This window comes from Oceanobacillus sp. FSL K6-0118, from assembly GCF_038006665.1.
GTDB classification, from domain to species: Bacteria; Bacillota; Bacilli; order Bacillales; family Amphibacillaceae; genus Oceanobacillus; species Oceanobacillus caeni.
Map to the genome: position 1 here is coordinate 1,440,040 of NZ_JBBOVR010000001.1, position 20,210 is coordinate 1,460,249.

Below are 20,210 nucleotides of genomic sequence, written 5' to 3' on the forward strand. Positions count from 1 at the left end.
ACGAATGGAGGAGAAATATGGGACTCCGATTTATTATAGGTAGGTCAGGAACAGGGAAAAGTGGAAGAGTCATGGATGAAATAAAAGAAAAACAATTAGAAAATCCATTGGGAAAACCACTTCTATACATCGTTCCAGATCAGATGACTTTTCAACAGGAATATGCTTTATTTCATGATAAAGAATTAACAGGAAGCATTCGAGCTCAAGTGGTAAGTTTTTCAAGACTTGCTTGGCGCATTTTGCAAGAAACGGGAGGAGCAACCAAACAGTTTATCAGTTCCGTTGGTATTCAAATGATGCTCCGAAAAATCATCGAAGAAAAGCAAGGCGAATGGTTCACTTTTCATAAAGCGATGGAAAAGCAAGGATTTTTAAACCAGTTAGAACAAATGATTACTGAATTTAAACGATATCAAGTCACTCCAGAAGTTTTAAGAGCGCAGATTGAACATATGAATCAATTTGTCCATAAAGAACCTGGGGAAGTAGCACTGACAAATAAATTAGAAGATTTATTATATGTTTATGAAAAATTGGTGTTTACATTAAAAGATCATTACGTAGATAGTGAAGATCAACTGCAAATTTTGGCGGAAAAGATAAAGGAATCATCGTTATTACGAGGTGCAGAAATCTATATAGACGGTTTTCATAGTTTTACTCCAAAAGAGTTAACTGTTGTGGAAGAGCTAATGAGAAATTGTAGTTCGGTCACTATTACATTAACACTAGATAATCCGGAAAAAACGGGTAATGAAATGGATTTGTTTTACCAAACGACGGAAACGTATCATGTATTAAATCAAATAGCTGCAGAGAATCATATCTCAATTGATGAAGTAGTTCGAATGGAGCCGGAAAACGGGAAATTTAAAGATCGACCTTATTTTGCCCATTTGGAAAATTACTTTGACACGAGACCTGCTCCAAGTTTTGCAGGCAATGCCAATATACAGATTGCAGAAGCAGTTCACCCTCGAGCAGAAGTAGAAGGGGCAGCACAGGAAGTTCTTCGTTTAGTAAGAGAAGAAAATTACCGTTTTCAGGATATTGCAATATTCATGAGACAATCCAATGTTTATCATGATTTAATTCATACCATATTTGCCGATCATGGAATCCCCGTGTTTATTGATGAAAAACGTACGATGTTAAATCATTCCTTAATTGAATTTATACGTTCGGCATTAGATATTGTGGAGGGGAATTGGAGATATGATGCTATTTTCCGTGTTTTAAAAACAGGATTTATTCCGAAGTCAGACCAAGAGTATCCGCTGACTAATGATGCAATAGATGAATTAGAAAATTATGTACTAGAATATGGTATCCGTTCTAGAGATCGTTGGTTTAGCGAAAAAGAATGGAAGTTTCAGCGATTCCGAGGGTTTGATCAAGCTGCACAAACAAACCACGAAAAAGAAATACAAACAAGAATTAATCGCTATCGCGCCCAAGTTATTCACGCTTTGAAGCCATTTGATGAAGATATCCGTCAAGCAAAGACAGTGGTGGAGTTTTGCGAAACGATTTATTTGTTGTTAGAAAGATTAGGGGTACCATTACGTTTGGAGAAAATGCGAACGTATTATGATGAGGAAGGTTTACTAGAAAAGGGTCGGGAGCAGGAACAAGTATGGAATGCTGTTGTTCAATTATTCGATGAAATGGTAGAGATGGCTGGAGAAGAAGAAATGACATTGTCCATATTTAGCTCAGCCCTTGATGCTGGGTTTGAGACATTGACATTCTCCCATGTTCCACCAAGCATTGATCATGTCATTGTCGGTACGATTGACCGTTCTCGGATGAGTGGGATTAAATGCTCTTTCTTATTAGGAGTAAATGATGGAGTATGGCCAATGAAGCCGCCTGCAGATGGAATGATCAGTGAAGAGGAGAGGGAAATGTTAGCTTCACAAGGAATCCAACTTGCAGACAGTAGTAAACGTCAACTCCTTGATGATTGGTTTTATATGTATTTAGCATTCACGGCCGCGAAAGATCGTCTTTGGGTTAGCTATCCTTTAAGTGACGAAGAAGGAAAAGGAAAAATGCCTTCACAATTATTGAAACGGTTAGAAGATTTATTTCCTACATGTAAGGATCGGTTATTGCTCCAAGATCCAGATGATTTATTCGAAGCCGAACGCTTTGTAACATCACCTGTGAAAACAAGGTCAGCTCTTACTGCCCAACTATCACGTCACCAAAAAGGTTATCTGATTCAACCAATTTGGTGGGAGGTTTTCAATTGGTATGTGAAAAACCAATCTAAAAATAGTACGACCTATAAAGTTTTACAAAGTCTCTATTATCAAAATGAACCGAAAGATTTAGACGAGGAGACAGTTAAACAATTATACCCGAAAGAAATTCATGCAAGTGTAAGTAGATTCGAATCCTATTTCAGGTGCTCTTATCAGCATTTTGCAAAATATAGTTTAAAACTAGATGAGCGGCAAACGTACAAGTTAGATGCTCCAGATATTGGAATGCTTTTCCATGAGGCGATTAAAATAATTACGGAATGGATTCAAAAAGAAGGCAAGGATTACTCTACTATTAATCAGACGGATGCAAATACGTATGCGAAGAGGGCAGTGGGGAATTTAGCGCCGATATTGCAACATCAAATCTTACACAGTTCTAATAGACATAAATATATTAGTCAAAAGCTTGAGGAAATTATTGCGAGAGCAACTTACATTTTAAGTGAGCAAGCCCGCCTTAGTCATTTTTCCCCGGTTGGTTTAGAGTTAGGTTTTGGTGTTGATGAAGACCTTCCACCATTAACGATGAATCTTCCTAATGGATACAAATTATTGCTGCGGGGTCGAATCGATCGAGTAGATAAAGCTACGAACATAGATGACTTATATTTACGAATCATTGATTATAAATCTAGTTCAAGGGGACTCGACTTAATCGAAGTATATTATGGTTTGGCATTACAAATGCTCACTTATTTAGATGTAGTTCTTACACATTCAGAACGATGGTTGAAGCAAAAAGCAACTCCTGCTGGGGTACTGTATTTTCATGTACACAATCCCATGATTTCAAAAGATGTAAAATTAGATTCAGAGAAAATTGATGAGGAAATTTTCAAGAAGTATAAAATGAAAGGCTTATTACTTTCTGATGAAGAGATTGTAAAGAAAATGGATACTTCGATTGACTCTGTAAATATGAGTCATATTGTACCAGCAGGACTTAAAAAGAATGGAGAATTTAAAAGCAATTCTAGTATTGCTGGAAAAGAAACATTTGATCAGTTACAATCCCATATCCATCATTTGATGGAGCGTGCTGGTTTGGACATTACTTCTGGTAAAGTTCATTTAAATCCATATGAAAATAAAAATCAAATTGCATGCACCTATTGTCCTTTTCGTTCTGTATGCCAATTTGATCCGATATTAGAAGAAAATAATTACCGTAAATTGAAGAGTATGAAAGATAAAGAAGTTTTAGAAAAAATAAGGGTGGAGGTGGAAAACGATGGTTAGTTGGACAAAAGAACAAGAAGAAGCAATTTATACAGATGGTGCCGATATCCTTGTAGCAGCAGCGGCTGGTTCCGGAAAAACAGCCGTATTAGTTGAAAGAATCATTCAAAAGCTTCTAAATCGAAATAACCCTGTTGATATTGATTCATTGCTTGTTGTGACATTTACGAATGCAGCTGCAGCAGAGATGCGGAGTCGAGTAGGTTTAGCTTTAGAAGAAGCTCTAGAACAAAATCCTAACTCGATTCATTTGAAAAAGCAGCTATCCTTATTACAGCGTGCATCCATCTCCACGTTGCATTCCTTTTGTTTGGAAGTAATACGCAAATACGCTTATTTACTAGATATTGATCCTGCTTTCCGTATCGCCGATGATATGGAGGCAGATTTAATCAAACAAGATGTGATGGATGAGTTATTTGAAGAATGGTATGGAATGGAAGGAGAAGAACAAGAAAAATTCTTTGCTGTTGTCGATCGTTTTTCGAGTGATCGAAGTGATGTAGATTTGGAAAAGGTAATTCTAGATTTACATACCTTTGCTATTCAAAACCCTTGGCCATACGAATGGTTAGACAGTCTAGCTAATCGTTATGCGATACCAGAAATCTTTCAAGAGGAAGATTTAAATTGGTTAGACCTAATGAAAAAAGAAGTGAAAAACCAATTTTTCGCTATGGAACAGGAAATGTATTTAGCATTGGAAATCACAAGGGAAAGTGATGGGCCATATCAATATGCGGAAACCATTGACAATGATCTTGCTTTATTAGAGGCAGCCAAACAGCATATAGAGAACTGGGACGATTTGCAAAACTTTATTCAAGAACATACATTTAAAGCTTTATCTAGGAAAAAGCAAGATTGCGATGAAATGAAAAAGGAGCAAGTAAAAAATCTAAGAGATAGTTACAAAAAGCGCTGGAAGAAGATGGCAGACAAATGGTTTAACCGTAATCTTGCTGGGCACATAGAGGATATGCGGGAACTTGCTCCAGTTATTAAACAGTTAACAACATTAGTAAAACAATTTGATGCTAAATTCACCGAACAAAAAAGAGAAAAAGCATTGGTTGACTTTTCGGATTTGGAACATTATTGTTTACGGTTATTGTTAGACGAACATTCAACTTCTGAGAAGCTTATTCCTTCAAGTGTGGCTGTCCAGTTTCAACGCCAGTTTAGCGAGGTTTTGGTAGATGAGTATCAGGATACGAACCTTGTGCAAGAAACGATTCTTTCCCTTGTTAGTGATCAAAAAGGAAAAGGGAACAGGTTCATGGTTGGGGATGTCAAACAGAGTATTTATCGATTCCGTCATGCAGAACCGTCCCTCTTTATTAAGAAATATAAGCAATTTACTAATGATGATTCTGTTGGGATCCGCATTGACTTAGCTAGGAATTTCCGTAGTAGAGAGCAAGTTTTAATAGGTGCGAACTATATCTTCCGTCAAATCCTTGACGAAACACTGGGGGATATTGACTACGATGAAAAGGCGGAACTCATCTATGGAAATAAAATGTATGATGAGTACGACTTTCCCAAGCCTAATCCGGAATTGATTATGATTGATCGCGATTCAGAGGACGAAAAGGATGAGGTAGAAGAAGGTGAAGAAAGCTTTCAGGATTTAGAAAAGGCACAAATCGAGGCGCGTGCCTATGCTAAAAAAATAAAGTCATGGTTAGGTCATGAAGGTGAAAATAAACCGTTACAAGTTTATGATAAAGGCATGGGGATTCAGCGTGATATTCAGTATCGAGACATTGTTATATTGCTTCGTTCCATGACATGGGCACCAACGATTGTTGATGAATTGAAAAATCAAGGAATCCCGGTATATGCGGAACTATCTTCAGGATATTTCGAAGCGATGGAAGTGAAAATTATGATTAGTTTACTTAAAACCATCGATAATCCTAGACAAGATATTCCGCTTGCATCTGTTCTAAAGTCACCAATTGTTGGCTTAACAGAAAATGAACTAGCCAAAATTCGCTTAGTTGATAAATATAATCCATACTATGATGCCTTAAAAATATATAGACAGCAAAATTCGGATGAGACAGCTGAAAAGATTTCTTATTTTCTAAAACAATTAAATCAATTTCGCCTTGCGTCAAGACAAGGCGCATTGTCAGAATTAATTTGGGATATTTATCAAGAAACTGGTTACTACGATTTTGTAGGTGGGATGCCTGGTGGACGCCAGCGTCAAGCGAATTTACGTGCGTTATATGATCGTGCAAGAGGTTATGAAAGAACATCATTTCGTGGATTATTCCGTTTCTTACGTTTTATTGAAAGAATGGAGGAACGCGGAGACGATCTTGGAGCAGCACGTGCACTAAGTGAACAGGAAGATGTTGTACGCATTATGACAATCCATAAAAGTAAAGGATTGGAATTTCCTGTCGTTATTCTTGGTGCAATGGACAAGCAATTTAATATGCAGGATTTAAATCAGAAGTATTTACTGCATAAAGACTTGGGGTTTGCGAGTAAATATATTGATCCTGTAAAAAGAATTATGTATCCAACATTGTTTTATCACGCTGTACAAGGAGAGCAGAAACGAGAGCTATTAGCAGAAGAAATGCGCGTCCTTTATGTTGCGTTAACACGTGCAAAAGAAAAGCTTGTTATGATTGGAAATGTTGCTTCATTTAAGAAAAAGTTAGAAAAATGGCAGAGGATGGTTGACCATTCCGAGTGGGTTTTACCAGCGTATTTCCGCATGGCCGCTGTTTCTTATCTGGATTGGGTAGGCCCAGCTTTAATGCGACACCAAGATGGGGGCTCCTTACGTTCAGGTGACGTGAAGGATGTCGTTTTAAAAGACATTCAAATGGATCCATCTAAATGGGATATATCGGTTGTTCATGCAAGTGATTACACAAATCTGGATGAAACATCAACTGAGTTTGACCAGGTTTTAAAAGAGAAAGTAATCGGATGGAAAACAATAGGCACTCAAGATGAACAGTGGAAAGAAGTAGTAGAAAATAGATTGTCCTATACTTATCCACATGAACAAGCAGCATATTCCCGAGCAAAGCAGTCTGTAACGGAAATTAAAAGACAGCGGGAAATCAAAGATGAGTACAGTGCAGATCAATTGGTGAAAGAATTTAAGCCGCCGATTGTGAAACGACCGAATTTTATGCAAGAACAAAAAGTTATTACAGCTGCAGAAAAAGGGACTGCCATGCATACCGTGATGCAACATCTTCCACTAACTAAGCCACTTAATCAAGTGGAAATTGAAGAACAACTAGAAGTTTTTGTTGAAAAGGAAATTTTGACGAGACAAGAAGCGGATATTATTGATATTCCTGCAATCAAGAATTTTTATAATACAGAAATAGCCGCTACTATGTTGGAACAAGCGACATCGGTCCATAGGGAAGTACCTTTCAGTTTAACCCTTCCGGCAAATGAAGTATATGCACATTGGACTGGTGGGAATGAAAGGGTACTTATTCAAGGGGTAATTGATTGCCTTTTCCCTTTTGAAGATGGATGGATGGTACTAGATTATAAGACAGATGCGATCAATGAGGAATTAACAGATAGATTAAAAAATAAGTTAATCAAAAAATATGAAACCCAAATGAATCTCTATCGCCATGCTATAGAGGAAATATCGAAACAACCAGTGAAGAAAACATACTTGTATTTCTTTTCTAAACAACTTGTTGTTGAAGTACCAGAAAACTTTAACACTCTACAGAGTTTATCATACCTAAATGAGCAGTAAGACTCCTAACTCAAGAAGGTAGGTGGGAGATCAACTGCCCATAAAAGGTTCGATAAATGCGACTAACCATCCGTGGGGATGAAGGAACCCCTAAGGATGGTTAGTCTTCTTTATGGACCTGTAAGGTTTTTTGTTTTTTGAAAAATTAGGCATTGGCGGTTTGAGTTTGATCAGCTATATCGGGATCGTTTGTTCCAGTATTACTAATTCCTGAGTTAGTATTAATAAAATCCCCCGTATTAAATCCGCCAGAACCTGCATTTGTTTTAGAGGAGCTTTTTGGTGATAAATAAAATGTATCACCGAAATTAATGACGCCTCCACCGACACTGTTTATTCTTATTGGGCCAACAATTGATGGCATGCTAACACCTACTTTTGGGTTATGAAATTTATTTATAGTATATGACACTAGTTATATATTGTTAAGAATTAATCTTCAGCAATAACATAGCGAATATGCAATATTCTAGACTCCGCTGAAATATGATTTAAATTTCCTACTTGCATGATAGATGAAGAGGAAAGAGCAATGACGTTAACATTTTGTACATAAATATTAGGTTGATGGTTGATCGTATGTTTTATAACTTTAGGTTTGGTTTTAGGTAAATTTTTTTTTTGACTAAAGATGGAATAATCTTCAAACTCTAATTCACCTTGAAACGTCTCACCTTCTTTTTGTAAGGCTATGGCTCTTGTTTCCGGACAGGCTTCATGTGTATCTCCAATATTAATGAAAGAGGCATTTATAGCAGAGACTGTATTTATTAATTGAACGTTGGATGTACGTTTTACCAAATAAATCCCCCCCTAGTTAGGCTCCTAGTGGTACCAAATTGAGTATAGAATAACTCTCAGGAGGTGTATCAAAAAAAGATGATAAAACGATTGAATCATTATCTCCGATTAAAAAGACAGAAGAAGCAGCAATTGCATCAATTTGAACATTGGCAACATGTAACCCGTAATTATGAACTTCCATTATCATTTAATATTCTCCTTTGTCACGACTTTACCGGCTTGTAATCCCCCACTTCAAGAATCATCGTTTAAATTAAGTTTTGTGAATGGGGAAAACAGCTAGTAGGGTTCTGATGAGTTCAACCATATCAATGGGGGGTGGAAAAAGCCCACTGAATAAGTTAACCTTTATATTTTTTAATATAGTTAGCTAAGGAATGTTGGATTTCTTCCATTACCTTAGACTTTATAAAACTTTCAAACTCTTGTTCCTCAGAAATATTATTATCTTTTTCGGCTTGTTCCTTATAATAGGAAATTCGATTTGGCAGCTGCTTTTGAATATCTTGGAGTAATAAGGATTGATGCGAGCTATCAATGGTCCGTTCATGAGTATTAGCTAGATCATTAATCATGTTTGGTCCGGATTGGTGCAGCCAATCGCTAAGATCAGTACAAAGTTTTTGATTAAATAAAGGCAAACTTTGAGCAGTCTGTTGATTGGTTTGACCAAGTGCAAAGTCTTCCATTTGTTCTAAGTTTTCGGGTGAAAGTCCAATATGAAGACTACCTGATAATGTTTCAATTTTTAATTGATCAAATTTGTACTCGACTTTTTCAATATTAACCCTGTCTTTTGATTCTTTGTTCGCGTTTAGTTGGTGTACTTGGTCTTCTAAATTTTTCATCCGAATTTCCAAGTTCTGTATATGTCTTTGTAATTCATAAACGTACTGGTTCCAATCTTGACCATACATTGCATTGCCTCCAATACAAGGTCGTAATTTAGTTCTCCGACAAATGCCTAGATTATTTTATGCGAATGATTAGAAGTTGTGATTAAGCATTTGGAGCTAAAGGAACAAGTGGAGCCTCTGTTTGCGCTTCAGCAACTTCAGCAGTTTCAGTATAACCCCCAGTATTATGAATATCTGATTGAGCTTGAATACAGCCAGTGCTACCAATTTGTACAACGGAAGAATTAGTGATAGCACCGATTTTTAAAAAATGAATATGGATTGCTTGATGAATGGTCATGTCCATCGTTGTCACCTCATAGAACTTTCGGTTGATCTATATGATCTCGGTCATTAACGTGTGTATTTGAATTTCCTAAATGAATTCTAATTCCATTTCCCGTATTAAAGGATCCTCCACCGGCATACGTTTTCGCACTACTTTGTGGCAAAATGGAATATACGTCTCCAACATGAAATACACTCGAATTGGAAACACTGACTACTTTAATAGCTCCAACGATTGCAGGCATATAACATCCTCCTTTATCACAGTTTATGCTTGATTTTAAGAATGTGCGTATGAATAGAATAAAAAATGGAATAGGTGAGAGGATTTAGTTTTACTTTAAAAAAGGGTGCTATAATTGAATAGTGTGCGCAAGTAAGGAATTTGCTAAATCAGATATGAAAGGGGAAGGGATTGGATGATGAAAAATAATGCAACGCCATTACAGGAATCGAATCGATTAGAATGGATTGACGCGGCAAGGGGATTAGCGATATTTGGAATATTTATTGTAAATATTGGGGCTTTTAGTGCACCATACTTTATGTATGGCGGGGCGGAAGAAGCATGGACATCAAATATAGATCAAGCTGCGCTAATTTTTATTGATATATTTTTCCAGGGTAGTTTTTACACGTTATTTTCCCTTTTATTTGGATTTGGGTTACAAATGATGAGAGAGCGGATAATGGCAAGAGGAAATAATCCCAATCTCATTTTATTAAGAAGATTATTCATTTTATTTTGTTTTGGTGCGATGCATGCTTTTCTACTTTGGCACGGGGATATTTTATTATCTTACGCTTTAGTTGGAATACTGTCGCTTTTATTCCTACATACAAAGTCAAATACAAAGCTGGCAATTGGAATAGCTATGATGGTCGGAAGTGTAAGTTTTCTTTCCTTTTTATTTTATTTAACCAAAGATTACTTAGATTATGTAGATGTTGTGATGATTGAACAGTCATACAAAAATTATTTAAGCAATGAAATAGGATTGGTTTGGTTACAGAATTATGAGGATTGGTTGTTTGCAAATAATCCTGTTACTCTAATATTTTTAATACTAGTACTCCTTCCGCTATTTTTATTTGGTATGTTTATAGGGGAGAAACGTTGGCTCCATGAACCTGGAAAATATAAATCTCTGTTAATCAAATGGTGGGTTGTTTCCTTTTTACTCTTTATAGGTTTAAAAATGGGTGCCTATTTATTCGGAAATCCAATATGGTTTTCTTATATTCAAGATAATATTGGTGGAATGTTTTCTGCTTTATTTTATATTTTTTCAGTTACTCTTTTGTTTAGAACGGACCTAGGAAGAAAAATAATGAAACCATTTACATATGTTGGGAGAATGGCATTATCAAATTATATATTTCAGTCTATTATTAGTTTTCTATTGTTTTACGGAGTAGGGTTTGGGCTATATGGCAAAATTGGCCCTTTTACTGGAGTAGTAATGGTTGTTATCATTTATATAGGTCAAATTATCTTTAGCAAGTGGTGGTTTAGCCGTTTCCGATTCGGCCCATTAGAATGGGTATGGAGAAGCCTTACGTATTGGAAGCGACAACCATTTTTGCGCAGATAAGAAAGCATTCTTTCGGCAAAGGTTTGTCGAGCGCCTTCGTTTTCTAATGCTAAAAAGAACAAAAAATGACCGTTGTACCAGATTATGGTATGATATCGTTAGAATGAAAGTTGAAAGGGAGGATACATAATAGATGACACATATGCATATTACTTCGTGGGTACTAGGTTTTATTCTTTTTATCATTGCACTTGTCTTCCTTAATCAAGGAAAAGAAAAACCTGCGAAAATCGTTCACATGATTTTACGTCTTGATTACTTATTTATTTTATACACTGGTGGGGACTTACTTGGAGTATATTTCCAAAGTATACAAATGCCATTATTTGCTGAAGCCATTACAAAATCATTAGCTGGTATATGGTTAATTGCTGCAATGGAAATGATTTTAGTGAAAAAATCTAAAGGAAAACCAGTCAGAAGCTTCTGGATCCAATTTGTTATCGCGTTAGTCATTGTGTTGATTTTAGGTTTTGTAAGATTACCGATGTAGTTATCATATGAAGGATTAAAAACTGTCTAAACGGCAGTTTTTTTATTTAGTGGAACGTCTTTAAATGATGTTCCACATTATGAATGATTTTCAACAATATTCGAAATCTGGTTGACTAATAGATTAGTTGGTTAATAATAAAAGGGTGAATACATATTTTGGGGGATAGTTGAATGAAAAAAATACGAATGCTATTTTTAATAGCTGGTGTTTTCTTGCTAAGTAATGAAAACACTTTATTATATGCAGATGAACGACAGATTCAAGAAGAGGTTATTTATCACATCCTAATTGACAGATATAATAATGGCGACCATAGCATGGATAGTAATGTTGATGTTAATGATCCATATGCATATCATGGAGGGGATTTCCAGGGGATTATTACAAAATTAGATGATCTTCAGGAACTTGGGATTACAACTCTCTCTCTTTCACCTATTATGGCAAACGCTGATAAAGGTTACCATGGTTACTGGATTGAAGACTTCTATCAATTGGAAGAACAGTTTGGAACAATGGAAGACTTTCAATTGCTTGTAAAGGAAGCGCATAAGAGAGGGATGAAGGTTGTCATTGAATTTGTAACACAATTCATCGCACCAACGAATCCAATCGTTCAAGATACTGAAAAAGCTGATTGGGTAAAGGAACAAGAATTATCTGGACCTGAATGGATCAATAATACCGTGCAATTAAATTTACAAAATGAAGAAGTTCAACAATATTTAATGGATGTTGCAGACTTCTGGATGGCAGAAACTGAAATTGATGGTTTTAACATTCATGCAGTTGATCAAATGCCAGTTTCTTTTTTACAAAAGTTAACAGAACATATTAAATCTATTCATTCTAATTTTTATTTAATAGGAGATATTCTTGAAACGAATGAGAACAGTCAAAAAATATTAGATAGCACTGGTATACAAGTGATTGAAAATACAGCGTTAAATCAAACGATGAGAGAAACCTTTTCTAAAGAAGACAAGGAGGTTTCCGCTATCTATAATGTTTGGGAAGAAAGCGGAAATCAACTACCAATACTTTATATGGATGATATGTATTCGAAAAGGTTCACACAAGAGTTCTCAGAAAATGGCCGAAACTCATTGACGGCTTGGAAACTGGCATTGACATATATGTATACAACGCCAGGAGTTCCAATGATTTTCCAAGGATCCGAGATTCCGATGTATGGCGAAGATGCGGTTGCCGCTCAAAATCTTGTTCAATTTAATAGTGGAGATTCTGATTTACAAGAGTTCTTCCATAAAATATCATCCTTACGATCCCAATTTCGCGCGTTACAATACGGGGATTTTGAATTAGTTGATACAAGTAATGCTATGAGTGTTTTTCGTAGGTCATATGAAGGAGACACCTTATATATAGCAATTAACAACAGTAGTACATCACAGGATATTACTGTATCTGGTATAGAGCCCGGAATGCAATTGAGAGGTTATTTGGAAGATAATTTAGTACGCGCTGATGATAATGGCGACTATCGTATCGGATTACCTAGAGAATCTGTAGAAGTTTTTCATTTGCAACCAGACAAAGGATTAAACTGGGGATTCATCAGTTTTATTTTTGGGACATTGCTATTATTCATTGTTGGGGTTATTTACTTAAGTAGAAAACAAAAAAAACGTGAAGCAGAAGAGTAAAAGGATATTTTCCTTAAATAGGATAGGAGGTGCAAAGAATGATTGGACTTATTGCATTAACATTAGTACTATGTGTTAGTCTTAGTACCATTATTCTTAGTGAAGTGACAGATTAAAATAGAATGGCCATTTCGTAAAAAAATCTGGAAAAGTTTTAGGACGCTATCCTGTAAAAAGGATTTAGCGTCTACATTTTATTTAAGGCTATTATTGATGATTTTCAATAGGCTATGACCTATTTAAAAAATGTTTACGAAAAATGATAATCATATAGGTATAGTTTTCATATGATACTGCAGTGAATACACGGTATAAGAGTAGATAAATGATTAGTGAGGTGAGAGTCAGTTGAGTCACCATACGGTTATCGGGGCGTGGATTCAAGCAGTAGGAACAGTAATCAATGCTATAGACCCTCCTTTTAGTGAAGATGATGGTAAGGTAATTGCGAAAGTCGGAAATATACTGCAAGCTATTGGAAGTTCGATTATTTCTGATTATACATCAGAGGAATTAGTTAAATTAGCCAACGAAGTCCAAACCATTGGAAATCTTTTTGTAGTAACAGGTTTATATGTAGAAAACATCAATCTTGAGATTCAAGGTAATTTTATTCAAGCCATGGGAGCAGGAATTGGATTAATACCAGCAATTGAAGAAAACGATGTGTTCGGATTTCAGGGAGATTTCTTACAGTCTATCGGCAATGGCATTCAAGGAATATCAGGAATTAAAGAAGAGGTGGAAAATGTAGATGTAAGTTTACTAGATGATACGGGAGCATGGATTCAAGCTGCTGGATCTGTGATTTCGGCTATTAATATGACAATACAAAATCAAAAAGACCAACATTCTGATCAGCCATTATATCACTTTATACCAATATAATTTAATGGAAGATGCTGCAATTTGCTATTTCCAATTGAATCAAATTGTTAAATAACCTCTGAAGTTCTTCGTTCATGTCCTCTTCTCCTAATTTTGAGTGTATTTGGCAAGTGTAAAATGTATGAAACGGCAGCCCTTTTTGTAAACCACTTGCCAACCTCTAATTTTTCATCATCATAGACTCTTTCATTCGTTTACTTTCACCCCCAAACAGAATGAGGTGGGAGTGGTGGATTAGGCGATCCACTACGGCTTCCGTTAGAATTGGATCGCCAAAGACATGGTTCCACTGTCCGAATTGAAGATTGGTAGTAATGATAATGCTCCGTTTTTCATAACACATAGATATCACTTGAAACAGTAGTTCTGCACCTTGCTTATGCAATGGAATATAGCCTAGCTCATCTAATATTAATAGATCAAGCTTATCTATTCTGTTAAACAGCCTGGTCAACGTACCTTTTTCATTCGCTTCCAACAGCTCATTTGCCAATGAAGCAACGGTATAGAACTTCACTCGCTTGCCATACTTCTGTATGGCATTGATTCCTATGAGCGTAGAGAGGTAGGTTTTACCTGCACCTACTCCACCATAAAAAATCATATTTTCCTTTGCCTCGATAAATTCTCCTTCTAATACCCATTCTTGACTTAACCCTTGACCCAATTGAATATCTGTCCAATCAAAAGGATTGCCAGACACGTTCGGCAGCGTTGCCGTTTTGAATAATAGGTTTATCTTACGCTCCTCACGCTGTTCCACTTCCTTTTCAAAAAGTGTTAATAAGTATTGTTGAGGATCTTCTATGTTCACCGTATGGAAATTCTCACGAATCCAGCTGAGTTTTAATCGCTTTGCGTACTCCTGAATCATTTCATGCATTATGCCTGCCTCCTTTCAGAGGAAAAGAAGACATCATATTTCTTAATCCCTCGCTCAGCGACTGGCATGACTGGGATGCTAGGCTTCATCTCCAACGTATCGCGATAACCTCGCCCGTGAATAAGTTGATGGAAAACCTGTTTGATTGATTCGGAAGATGGATGGCTCCTTTTAGAAGCTATCTCCAACGCTTCTGTTGCCTTTTCTAAACTATGTTCTTTCAGTAATGTTGATAATAGTTTGAGAGCTTCTTTCTTCTCCTCAACGGTGCATTCATTCAAATAGCTTCGCCAGCGTTCCGGTAATTGGCCATAGAACGTCGTATATTTCAAAGCTGTTGGCCTTGTGGCCATAAGAGATAGGTAGGGTTGCCATACCATTGATTTTGATGCATTTCCGTAGATTCGGTTATGTCTTACAATTTTTTCGTATCTATCCGAAAGGATAGTAACTTGATCATATGTGATTGCCACCAAGACTTTTTGTTTTGCGTAACGTGGGGAAGTGGAGTATTTTTTTGTATCCACTTGGACAAACCCATATTTATCAGCTTTCAAAGTTTCATAGCGTACACAACTATACTCCTTGGCCGGTAAGTGTAAAAATGCATGCTTATCTTCTTCGAATAATTTACTGATTTCTTCCTTTTTCTCATAATGTTGGCGATGACGATCTTTTTCAGCTTCTCCCCACAACTTGGTATTGAATTCGTCTAATTGAAATACTCTTCGTTCTGGTAAAAAGAAATTATTACGAACATACTTAACCATTGCTTCCACATGACCTTTTTCATTCCCTGAACCTGGATTACAAAATTCATATTCGAAACCGTAGTGTAAGACAAACCTTTCAAATCCCTCCGTCAGTTCACGTCTTCCATGAGGAAGAATCTTTTTCACCGCAGGTGATAAGTTATCAAAACGAACTCTTCTAGGTACACCCCCAAGGTGATGAAAGAATCGTTTCATGCCTTCCAAGAAACAGTCTTGATTCTGGGACTCAAACACCTGAACCAGAAATGCATTACTGTACGGGAAAGACATAACCAGATACGGAAGTTCTATGACTTCTCCCTCTACCTTAAACGGTGCCTCCCCAAAGTCTACCTGGGCATCCCCTGGACTTGCTTCTAACGGAAGAGCTGCCTCATCGTTTGCTTCCATCTCTTCAAGTAATTCTATTTTCCGCTTAGAGACATATGCTCTCACCGTTCGGTCTGAACCTTTAAATCCACACTCTTCCTTTAATAACTCCCAAATACGCTTCGCAGTTCTCCGATATTTCTTTTTCTTCTTCAAATCTTCCCTCAACCACTGATCCACAATCTCTTTCACCGGATCCATAACCGGAGAGGGTTGATGTTTCCTTCCTTTCAATTCAGGTTGGAATTCATCTAGATCCGCATATTTCTGTACGGTTCTTGGGTCTCTATTTGTTCTTCTCGCAACCTCTGCATATGTATGCCCTTTTCCGTTCACTTGTTGTCTGATATAATTAATTTCAGTCACTTCTAACACTCCTAATCTACCTCCTGCCAGAATAATGGGTCCAACAGGAAGTGTAGTTAATTATTGAGTTGTTAGCAAGTGGCTTTTTCTTTTATGCATAGCCCTATAGGACATGCATAAAAGAAGTGCCATAACCTACATTTTTAGTTTGCCATAAACATTTTGAGATGTTTAATCCCTATAATATATAGGTGTTTATCTAAAATGTTGCATCAATTTTTAAGTGAAACGTTTGAGAAATTTATTCAGGGTAGGTTTGTGCCTATTCATAATAAATACGATTGCATAATATTTATATTAGTTGTTTTAGCTACCCAATTATAAAATGTGAGAGGATGGAGTAGAATGTATTTTTTTCCTTACAATAATCCATATTATCAATATCCTTATTATGTAAATGCACCACCAATGAATAACTATACAAGGCACTCTGAATACTGGGAAAAACCAGCCGAGTTATATGAAAATAGATTTGAAACAGTTAGACAAAATAATAATATTTTATTAAGAGATTACGGTCCTAATCCTTTTGTTGTTAATATTAATGAGGCATCTAAGCAAAATAATACGTATCGCACGGCTTTATGGACCGGACCACATTTACAGGTTACGGTGATGAGTATTAATGTAGGGGATGATATTGGTTTAGAAATACATCCTGAAGTTGATCAATTCTTACGTATCGAACAAGGACAGGGGATTGTTCAAATGGGTAAGAGAAAAGATAACCTTGATTTTGAAAGAAGAGTTGCTGATGATTTTGCAATTATGGTACCCGCTGGAACATGGCATAATGTAACGAATACAGGAACTATCCCGCTAAAACTTTATTCCATCTATGCACCACCGAACCATCCACGTGGAACGGTTCATGTAACAAAAGCAGATGCAATGGCCGCAGAAGGTGGAAGTCAAGATCATACAAGTATTCCTGGTAGAACACAAGAAGAATGGGTACCATATACGGGGTTTTTAGAAAATAAGGATTAAGAGATGTGAAAAGAATATCAACTGCCCATAAAGGTCTGATAAGTGTGACTAACCATCAGTTGGGGAAGGGAACCCCCCACTGATGGAAGTCTTCTTTATAACTAACCATAAGTTATCTTACCCGTTCACAATCGTTCCACCATTCACATGAATCATTTGCCCAGTTACGTAGCTGCTGTCATCGCTAGCTAAATAAACATAAGCAGGTGCAACCTCTTTCGGTTGACCAGGCCGTTTCATCGGAGTATCGGCTCCAAATGAATCCACTTTCTTTTTGTTAAAAGAAGCGGGAATTAGTGGAGTCCAAATCGGACCCGGAGCAACAGCGTTAACCCGAATTCCTTGGTCAGCCAAAGCACCGGATAATGATCTAGTAAATGAAGTAATTGCTCCTTTTGTTGCCGAATAATCAATCAAATCCACATTTCCTTTGTAACTAGTAATCGAGGAAGTATTAATAATAGAACTCCCTTTTTTTAGATGAGGAATGACTGCTTTCGTTAAGTAAAACATACTGAATATATTCGTTCGGAATGTTTTTTCTAATTGTTCACTTGTTATATCTAAAAAACTTGGTTGAGGATGTTGTTCTGCAGCGTTATTTACTAATATGTCAATTTGATGAAACGTATCAAATGTCTTTTTTACTGCTTCTGAACAAAAAGCTTCATTACCAATATCCCCGCTTAGGAGTAAACATTTTCTGCCTTCCTGTTCCACGAGTTCTTTCGTTTTATTGGCATCGTCATGTTCATTTAAGTAAATAATCGCAACATCCGCACCTTCTTTAGCAAAATGTACGCTCACGGCTCGGCCAATACCACTATCCCCACCGGTAATAATAGCTACTTTGTTTTTTAATTTATTACCTCCTTCATAATCATGGCGGATAAATTCCGGATTTGGAATCATCTCAGATTCGATTCCTGGTTGTTTCCCTTGAATTTGTTTTGGTGGAGTAATTTTTCCGTTATGATGCTCCATACTCATCCACATCTCCTCCTTCATCATTAATGTACCCTTCGTGGGAAAATCCAATCATGAAGAAAGCATAATAGAAAAAAAGCCCTTTTTAAAAAAGGACTTTAGTCGCTTCCGTATTAATAGGTTACTGATCTTTCGTAATCAAATGCTGATATGGCACCTTGTTTATGCAAGTATGCAAATATGTGTCGATAGTCTTTTATGTCAATTTCCCCCATAATGTACTTATGCTGATAAAAGTCGAGTAAGTCGTTAACTGAATCTGGCATGTGATTTCGAACGGACATATATCTGTCTACTAAATCGAAAATATGCAATGTAGATTCCCCCTCATTAAGTGTATGACTTTATATCTATATTTAATTGAATATATGTTTAAAAAATAGATTTCATGCTTTTAATCTTAAAGTTTTTCCATGGGGTTAGGATGTTGTTTTAATTCGGTTTTGGTTTATTGGAAAAGAATAGGGCTATCGTTCCTGGACCAGAATGTGCTCCTATGACAGAACCAACCATTTCAATTACAATTTGATTTTCACTAACACTAAATTTATCTTGGATCATCTTGGAAAGTTGTTCGGCTCTTTCTAGGTCGTCACCGTGACTTATACCAATGGTTTGATTCGTGAGATCGAGCCCTCGTTCCTCCATTAGTTCTAGCATTCGACTTAAAACTTTTTTTGAACCTCGAATTTTTTCTAGTGGAACCAACTTTCCGTCATCTACGTGTAGTAAAGGTTTTACCTTTAATAAAGTACCAACAAAAGCTTGAGCCTTACTAATACGGCCACCACGTTTTAGATATTCTAAATCATCCACGGTAAATATATGTTCCATATGTTCCGACTGATATCTTACTGCGTTTACAACCTCATCTACTGAGGCTCCTTGTTTTGCGAGTTTTGCTGCATGTAATACAACTAAACCTTGCCCAAGGGATGCACATTTCGTATCGATAACATGTATTGGTGCATCAGGATACGCTTCCTTTACTTCCTGTTCCATCATTTTCGCGGTTTGATAGGTTCCTGAAAGTTGGGAAGAGAAAGCTATGTATACTAATGGCTTATTTTCTTTTGCATGGGAAGTGAATATTTCTTTAAACGTTTGTGGAGAGATCTGGGAGGTTTTTGGTGCTTTTCCTTGTCTCATGGCATCATAAACAGTTTTTGCTTGAATCGTTACACCGTCTTCATAATCTTGTCCATCTAGATGAACGGTTAATGGTGCAATTTGTATGTCTAATTCCGAAAACTGTTCTAGCGTTAAATCACAACTGGAATCGGTAAGTATTTGAATTGCCATTCAATCACTCCTAATAAAAAATCTTTCTTTATTTCAGTTTATAGCGATATCCATATTTAGTCAAAAATAAAATTTTATATGGTATATCCCTTACATCACGAAGGTGGTTAAATTTTGGAAAAAAGCTTACAATGATGATGACATTTAAAAGAATATGAGAGGGGAGAGTGAAAAATGAAACGAATCATGCTTTTGATGCTATTTGCTGTTCTTCTTGTCGGTTGTAGCAACACAGATGAATTGAATTCAAATTCCGATTCACCGAGTACGATAGATATTCGAAATGTGGATGTCCAGGTTGAAGATCTTACGGCTAAATTGGTTGCTGATGTAAAAACATCGAGTGAAGAAATATTCTATCGAGTTGAACTAGGGGAGGAAGTTCTACAAGAAGAGAAACCTATCCAACTTAATGGTCAGGAATGGAAACCTTTTGAAATTGAAGTCACATTACCTAAAAAAGTAATGGAAGCGGATGATGCTCCAATTTTTGTTATTTATGGAAAAAGTGAAAATGGAAAAGCAATGAATCCCAATTACATACCGATTGAAATAAAATAGAGACCAAAAATAATTATTTATTTTTGGTCCATTTATCCCACCCAAACGGGTACTTGCGCCTTTCTTA

19 protein-coding genes are annotated in these 20,210 nt (G+C 36.5%); 8 read left to right on the top strand and 11 right to left on the bottom strand.

What is annotated here, in order from left to right:
• Positions 1-17: 17 nt before the first annotated feature.
• Positions 18-3,515, top strand: a complete 3,498-nt coding sequence (gene addB, locus MHI02_RS07475; RefSeq protein WP_145523888.1) for a helicase-exonuclease AddAB subunit AddB — start codon at positions 18-20, stop codon at positions 3,513-3,515.
• Positions 3,508-7,278, top strand: a complete 3,771-nt coding sequence (gene addA, locus MHI02_RS07480) for a helicase-exonuclease AddAB subunit AddA (RefSeq protein WP_341165808.1) — start codon at positions 3,508-3,510, stop codon at positions 7,276-7,278. The genes addB and addA overlap by 8 nt, the downstream gene beginning before the upstream one ends.
• Before the next feature lie 145 nt (positions 7,279-7,423).
• Here addA and MHI02_RS07485 read toward each other — a convergent pair whose 3' ends face one another.
• From MHI02_RS07485 to MHI02_RS07510, 6 genes are all read right to left on the bottom strand, one after another.
• A complete protein-coding gene (locus MHI02_RS07485) occupies positions 7,424-7,642 on the bottom strand; it encodes a spore germination protein (protein ID WP_047186462.1) in 219 nt (72 codons plus the stop codon).
• A gap of 68 nt (positions 7,643-7,710) precedes the next feature.
• On the bottom strand, positions 7,711-8,079 hold the full coding sequence (locus tag MHI02_RS07490) for a spore germination protein GerPE (protein WP_047186461.1): 369 nt from the start codon (positions 8,077-8,079) through the stop codon (positions 7,711-7,713).
• Positions 8,080-8,095: 16 nt separating this feature from the next.
• Positions 8,096-8,269: a hypothetical protein gene (locus MHI02_RS07495; protein ID WP_047186460.1), complete on the bottom strand. Its 174-nt coding sequence runs from the start codon at positions 8,267-8,269 to the stop codon at positions 8,096-8,098.
• Positions 8,270-8,423: 154 nt separating this feature from the next.
• The gene (gene gerPC / locus MHI02_RS07500; protein WP_047186459.1) at positions 8,424-8,999 is read right to left on the bottom strand and encodes a spore germination protein GerPC; all 576 of its coding nucleotides are present in this window, start codon (positions 8,997-8,999) and stop codon (positions 8,424-8,426) included.
• Between the two features lie 82 nt (positions 9,000-9,081).
• Positions 9,082-9,285: a spore germination protein GerPB gene (locus MHI02_RS07505; protein ID WP_047186458.1), complete on the bottom strand. Its 204-nt coding sequence runs from the start codon at positions 9,283-9,285 to the stop codon at positions 9,082-9,084.
• Positions 9,286-9,295: 10 nt separating this feature from the next.
• Entirely contained in the window at positions 9,296-9,511 is a 216-nt protein-coding gene (locus tag MHI02_RS07510; RefSeq protein ID WP_047186457.1) for a spore germination protein, read from the bottom strand.
• Between the two features lie 174 nt (positions 9,512-9,685).
• Here MHI02_RS07510 and MHI02_RS07515 point away from each other — a divergent pair, with 174 nt between their 5' ends.
• The 4 genes from MHI02_RS07515 (at position 9,686) to MHI02_RS07530 (ending at position 13,912) form a co-directional block, all read left to right on the top strand.
• A complete protein-coding gene (locus tag MHI02_RS07515; RefSeq protein WP_240473185.1) occupies positions 9,686-10,861 on the top strand; it encodes a DUF418 domain-containing protein in 1,176 nt (391 codons plus the stop codon).
• A gap of 133 nt (positions 10,862-10,994) precedes the next feature.
• Positions 10,995-11,354, top strand: coding sequence for a YisL family protein (locus MHI02_RS07520; RefSeq protein ID WP_047186456.1), 360 nt, complete (start codon positions 10,995-10,997; stop codon positions 11,352-11,354).
• A gap of 173 nt (positions 11,355-11,527) precedes the next feature.
• Positions 11,528-13,024 carry an alpha-amylase family glycosyl hydrolase gene (locus tag MHI02_RS07525; protein WP_257456401.1) on the top strand — a complete coding sequence of 499 codons (1,497 nt, stop codon included), beginning with the start codon at positions 11,528-11,530 and terminating at the stop codon, positions 13,022-13,024.
• Positions 13,025-13,372: 348 nt separating this feature from the next.
• Positions 13,373-13,912 carry a DUF6944 family repetitive protein gene (locus MHI02_RS07530; protein WP_047186454.1) on the top strand — a complete coding sequence of 180 codons (540 nt, stop codon included), beginning with the start codon at positions 13,373-13,375 and terminating at the stop codon, positions 13,910-13,912.
• A gap of 160 nt (positions 13,913-14,072) precedes the next feature.
• Here MHI02_RS07530 and istB read toward each other — a convergent pair whose 3' ends face one another.
• Positions 14,073-14,795, bottom strand: a complete 723-nt coding sequence (gene istB, locus MHI02_RS07535; RefSeq protein WP_047186308.1) for an IS21-like element helper ATPase IstB — start codon at positions 14,793-14,795, stop codon at positions 14,073-14,075.
• Entirely contained in the window at positions 14,795-16,312 is a 1,518-nt protein-coding gene (gene istA / locus MHI02_RS07540) for an IS21 family transposase (protein ID WP_047186307.1), read from the bottom strand. The genes istB and istA overlap by 1 nt, the downstream gene beginning before the upstream one ends.
• 336 nt (positions 16,313-16,648) lie before the next feature.
• On the opposite strand from istA, the gene MHI02_RS07545 reads away from it, so the two are divergent.
• On the top strand, positions 16,649-17,293 hold the full coding sequence (locus MHI02_RS07545) for a cupin domain-containing protein (protein ID WP_084824119.1): 645 nt from the start codon (positions 16,649-16,651) through the stop codon (positions 17,291-17,293).
• Positions 17,294-17,410: 117 nt separating this feature from the next.
• Here MHI02_RS07545 and MHI02_RS07550 read toward each other — a convergent pair whose 3' ends face one another.
• From MHI02_RS07550 to MHI02_RS07560, 3 genes are all read right to left on the bottom strand, one after another.
• Complete coding sequence (locus tag MHI02_RS07550; protein ID WP_047186453.1) at positions 17,411-18,283, bottom strand: SDR family oxidoreductase; 873 nt, start codon at positions 18,281-18,283, stop codon at positions 17,411-17,413.
• Positions 18,284-18,393: 110 nt separating this feature from the next.
• Positions 18,394-18,594, bottom strand: a complete 201-nt coding sequence (gene yppF / locus MHI02_RS07555; RefSeq protein WP_047186452.1) for a YppF family protein — start codon at positions 18,592-18,594, stop codon at positions 18,394-18,396.
• A 118-nt stretch (positions 18,595-18,712) separates the two neighbouring features.
• Positions 18,713-19,582 carry a DegV family protein gene (locus MHI02_RS07560; protein ID WP_204798137.1) on the bottom strand — a complete coding sequence of 290 codons (870 nt, stop codon included), beginning with the start codon at positions 19,580-19,582 and terminating at the stop codon, positions 18,713-18,715.
• 174 nt (positions 19,583-19,756) lie between these two features.
• Here MHI02_RS07560 and MHI02_RS07565 point away from each other — a divergent pair, with 174 nt between their 5' ends.
• The gene (locus MHI02_RS07565; RefSeq protein WP_216883676.1) at positions 19,757-20,143 is read left to right on the top strand and encodes a hypothetical protein; all 387 of its coding nucleotides are present in this window, start codon (positions 19,757-19,759) and stop codon (positions 20,141-20,143) included.
• Positions 20,144-20,210 lie beyond the last annotated feature (67 nt).

Excerpts from the sequence above, each read along its gene's own strand:
- MHI02_RS07545 (WP_084824119.1), top strand. The coding sequence starts at position 16,649 with ATGTATTTTTTTCCTTACAATAATCCATATTATCAATATCCTTATTAT.
- gerPC (WP_047186459.1), bottom strand. The coding sequence starts at position 8,999 with ATGTATGGTCAAGATTGGAACCAGTACGTTTATGAATTACAAAGACAT.
- MHI02_RS07485 (WP_047186462.1), bottom strand. The coding sequence starts at position 7,642 with ATGCCATCAATTGTTGGCCCAATAAGAATAAACAGTGTCGGTGGAGGC.
- MHI02_RS07505 (WP_047186458.1), bottom strand. The coding sequence starts at position 9,285 with ATGGACATGACCATTCATCAAGCAATCCATATTCATTTTTTAAAAATC.
- MHI02_RS07510 (WP_047186457.1), bottom strand. The coding sequence starts at position 9,511 with ATGCCTGCAATCGTTGGAGCTATTAAAGTAGTCAGTGTTTCCAATTCG.
- MHI02_RS07515 (WP_240473185.1), top strand. The coding sequence starts at position 9,686 with ATGATGAAAAATAATGCAACGCCATTACAGGAATCGAATCGATTAGAA.
- MHI02_RS07525 (WP_257456401.1), top strand. The coding sequence starts at position 11,528 with ATGAAAAAAATACGAATGCTATTTTTAATAGCTGGTGTTTTCTTGCTA.
- MHI02_RS07550 (WP_047186453.1), bottom strand. The coding sequence starts at position 18,283 with ATGAGTATGGAGCATCATAACGGAAAAATTACTCCACCAAAACAAATT.
- MHI02_RS07565 (WP_216883676.1), top strand. The coding sequence starts at position 19,757 with ATGAAACGAATCATGCTTTTGATGCTATTTGCTGTTCTTCTTGTCGGT.
- addA (WP_341165808.1), top strand. The coding sequence starts at position 3,508 with ATGGTTAGTTGGACAAAAGAACAAGAAGAAGCAATTTATACAGATGGT.
- MHI02_RS07520 (WP_047186456.1), top strand. The coding sequence starts at position 10,995 with ATGACACATATGCATATTACTTCGTGGGTACTAGGTTTTATTCTTTTT.
- istB (WP_047186308.1), bottom strand. The coding sequence starts at position 14,795 with ATGCATGAAATGATTCAGGAGTACGCAAAGCGATTAAAACTCAGCTGG.
- addB (WP_145523888.1), top strand. The coding sequence starts at position 18 with ATGGGACTCCGATTTATTATAGGTAGGTCAGGAACAGGGAAAAGTGGA.
- MHI02_RS07560 (WP_204798137.1), bottom strand. The coding sequence starts at position 19,582 with ATGGCAATTCAAATACTTACCGATTCCAGTTGTGATTTAACGCTAGAA.
- MHI02_RS07495 (WP_047186460.1), bottom strand. The coding sequence starts at position 8,269 with ATGATAATGGAAGTTCATAATTACGGGTTACATGTTGCCAATGTTCAA.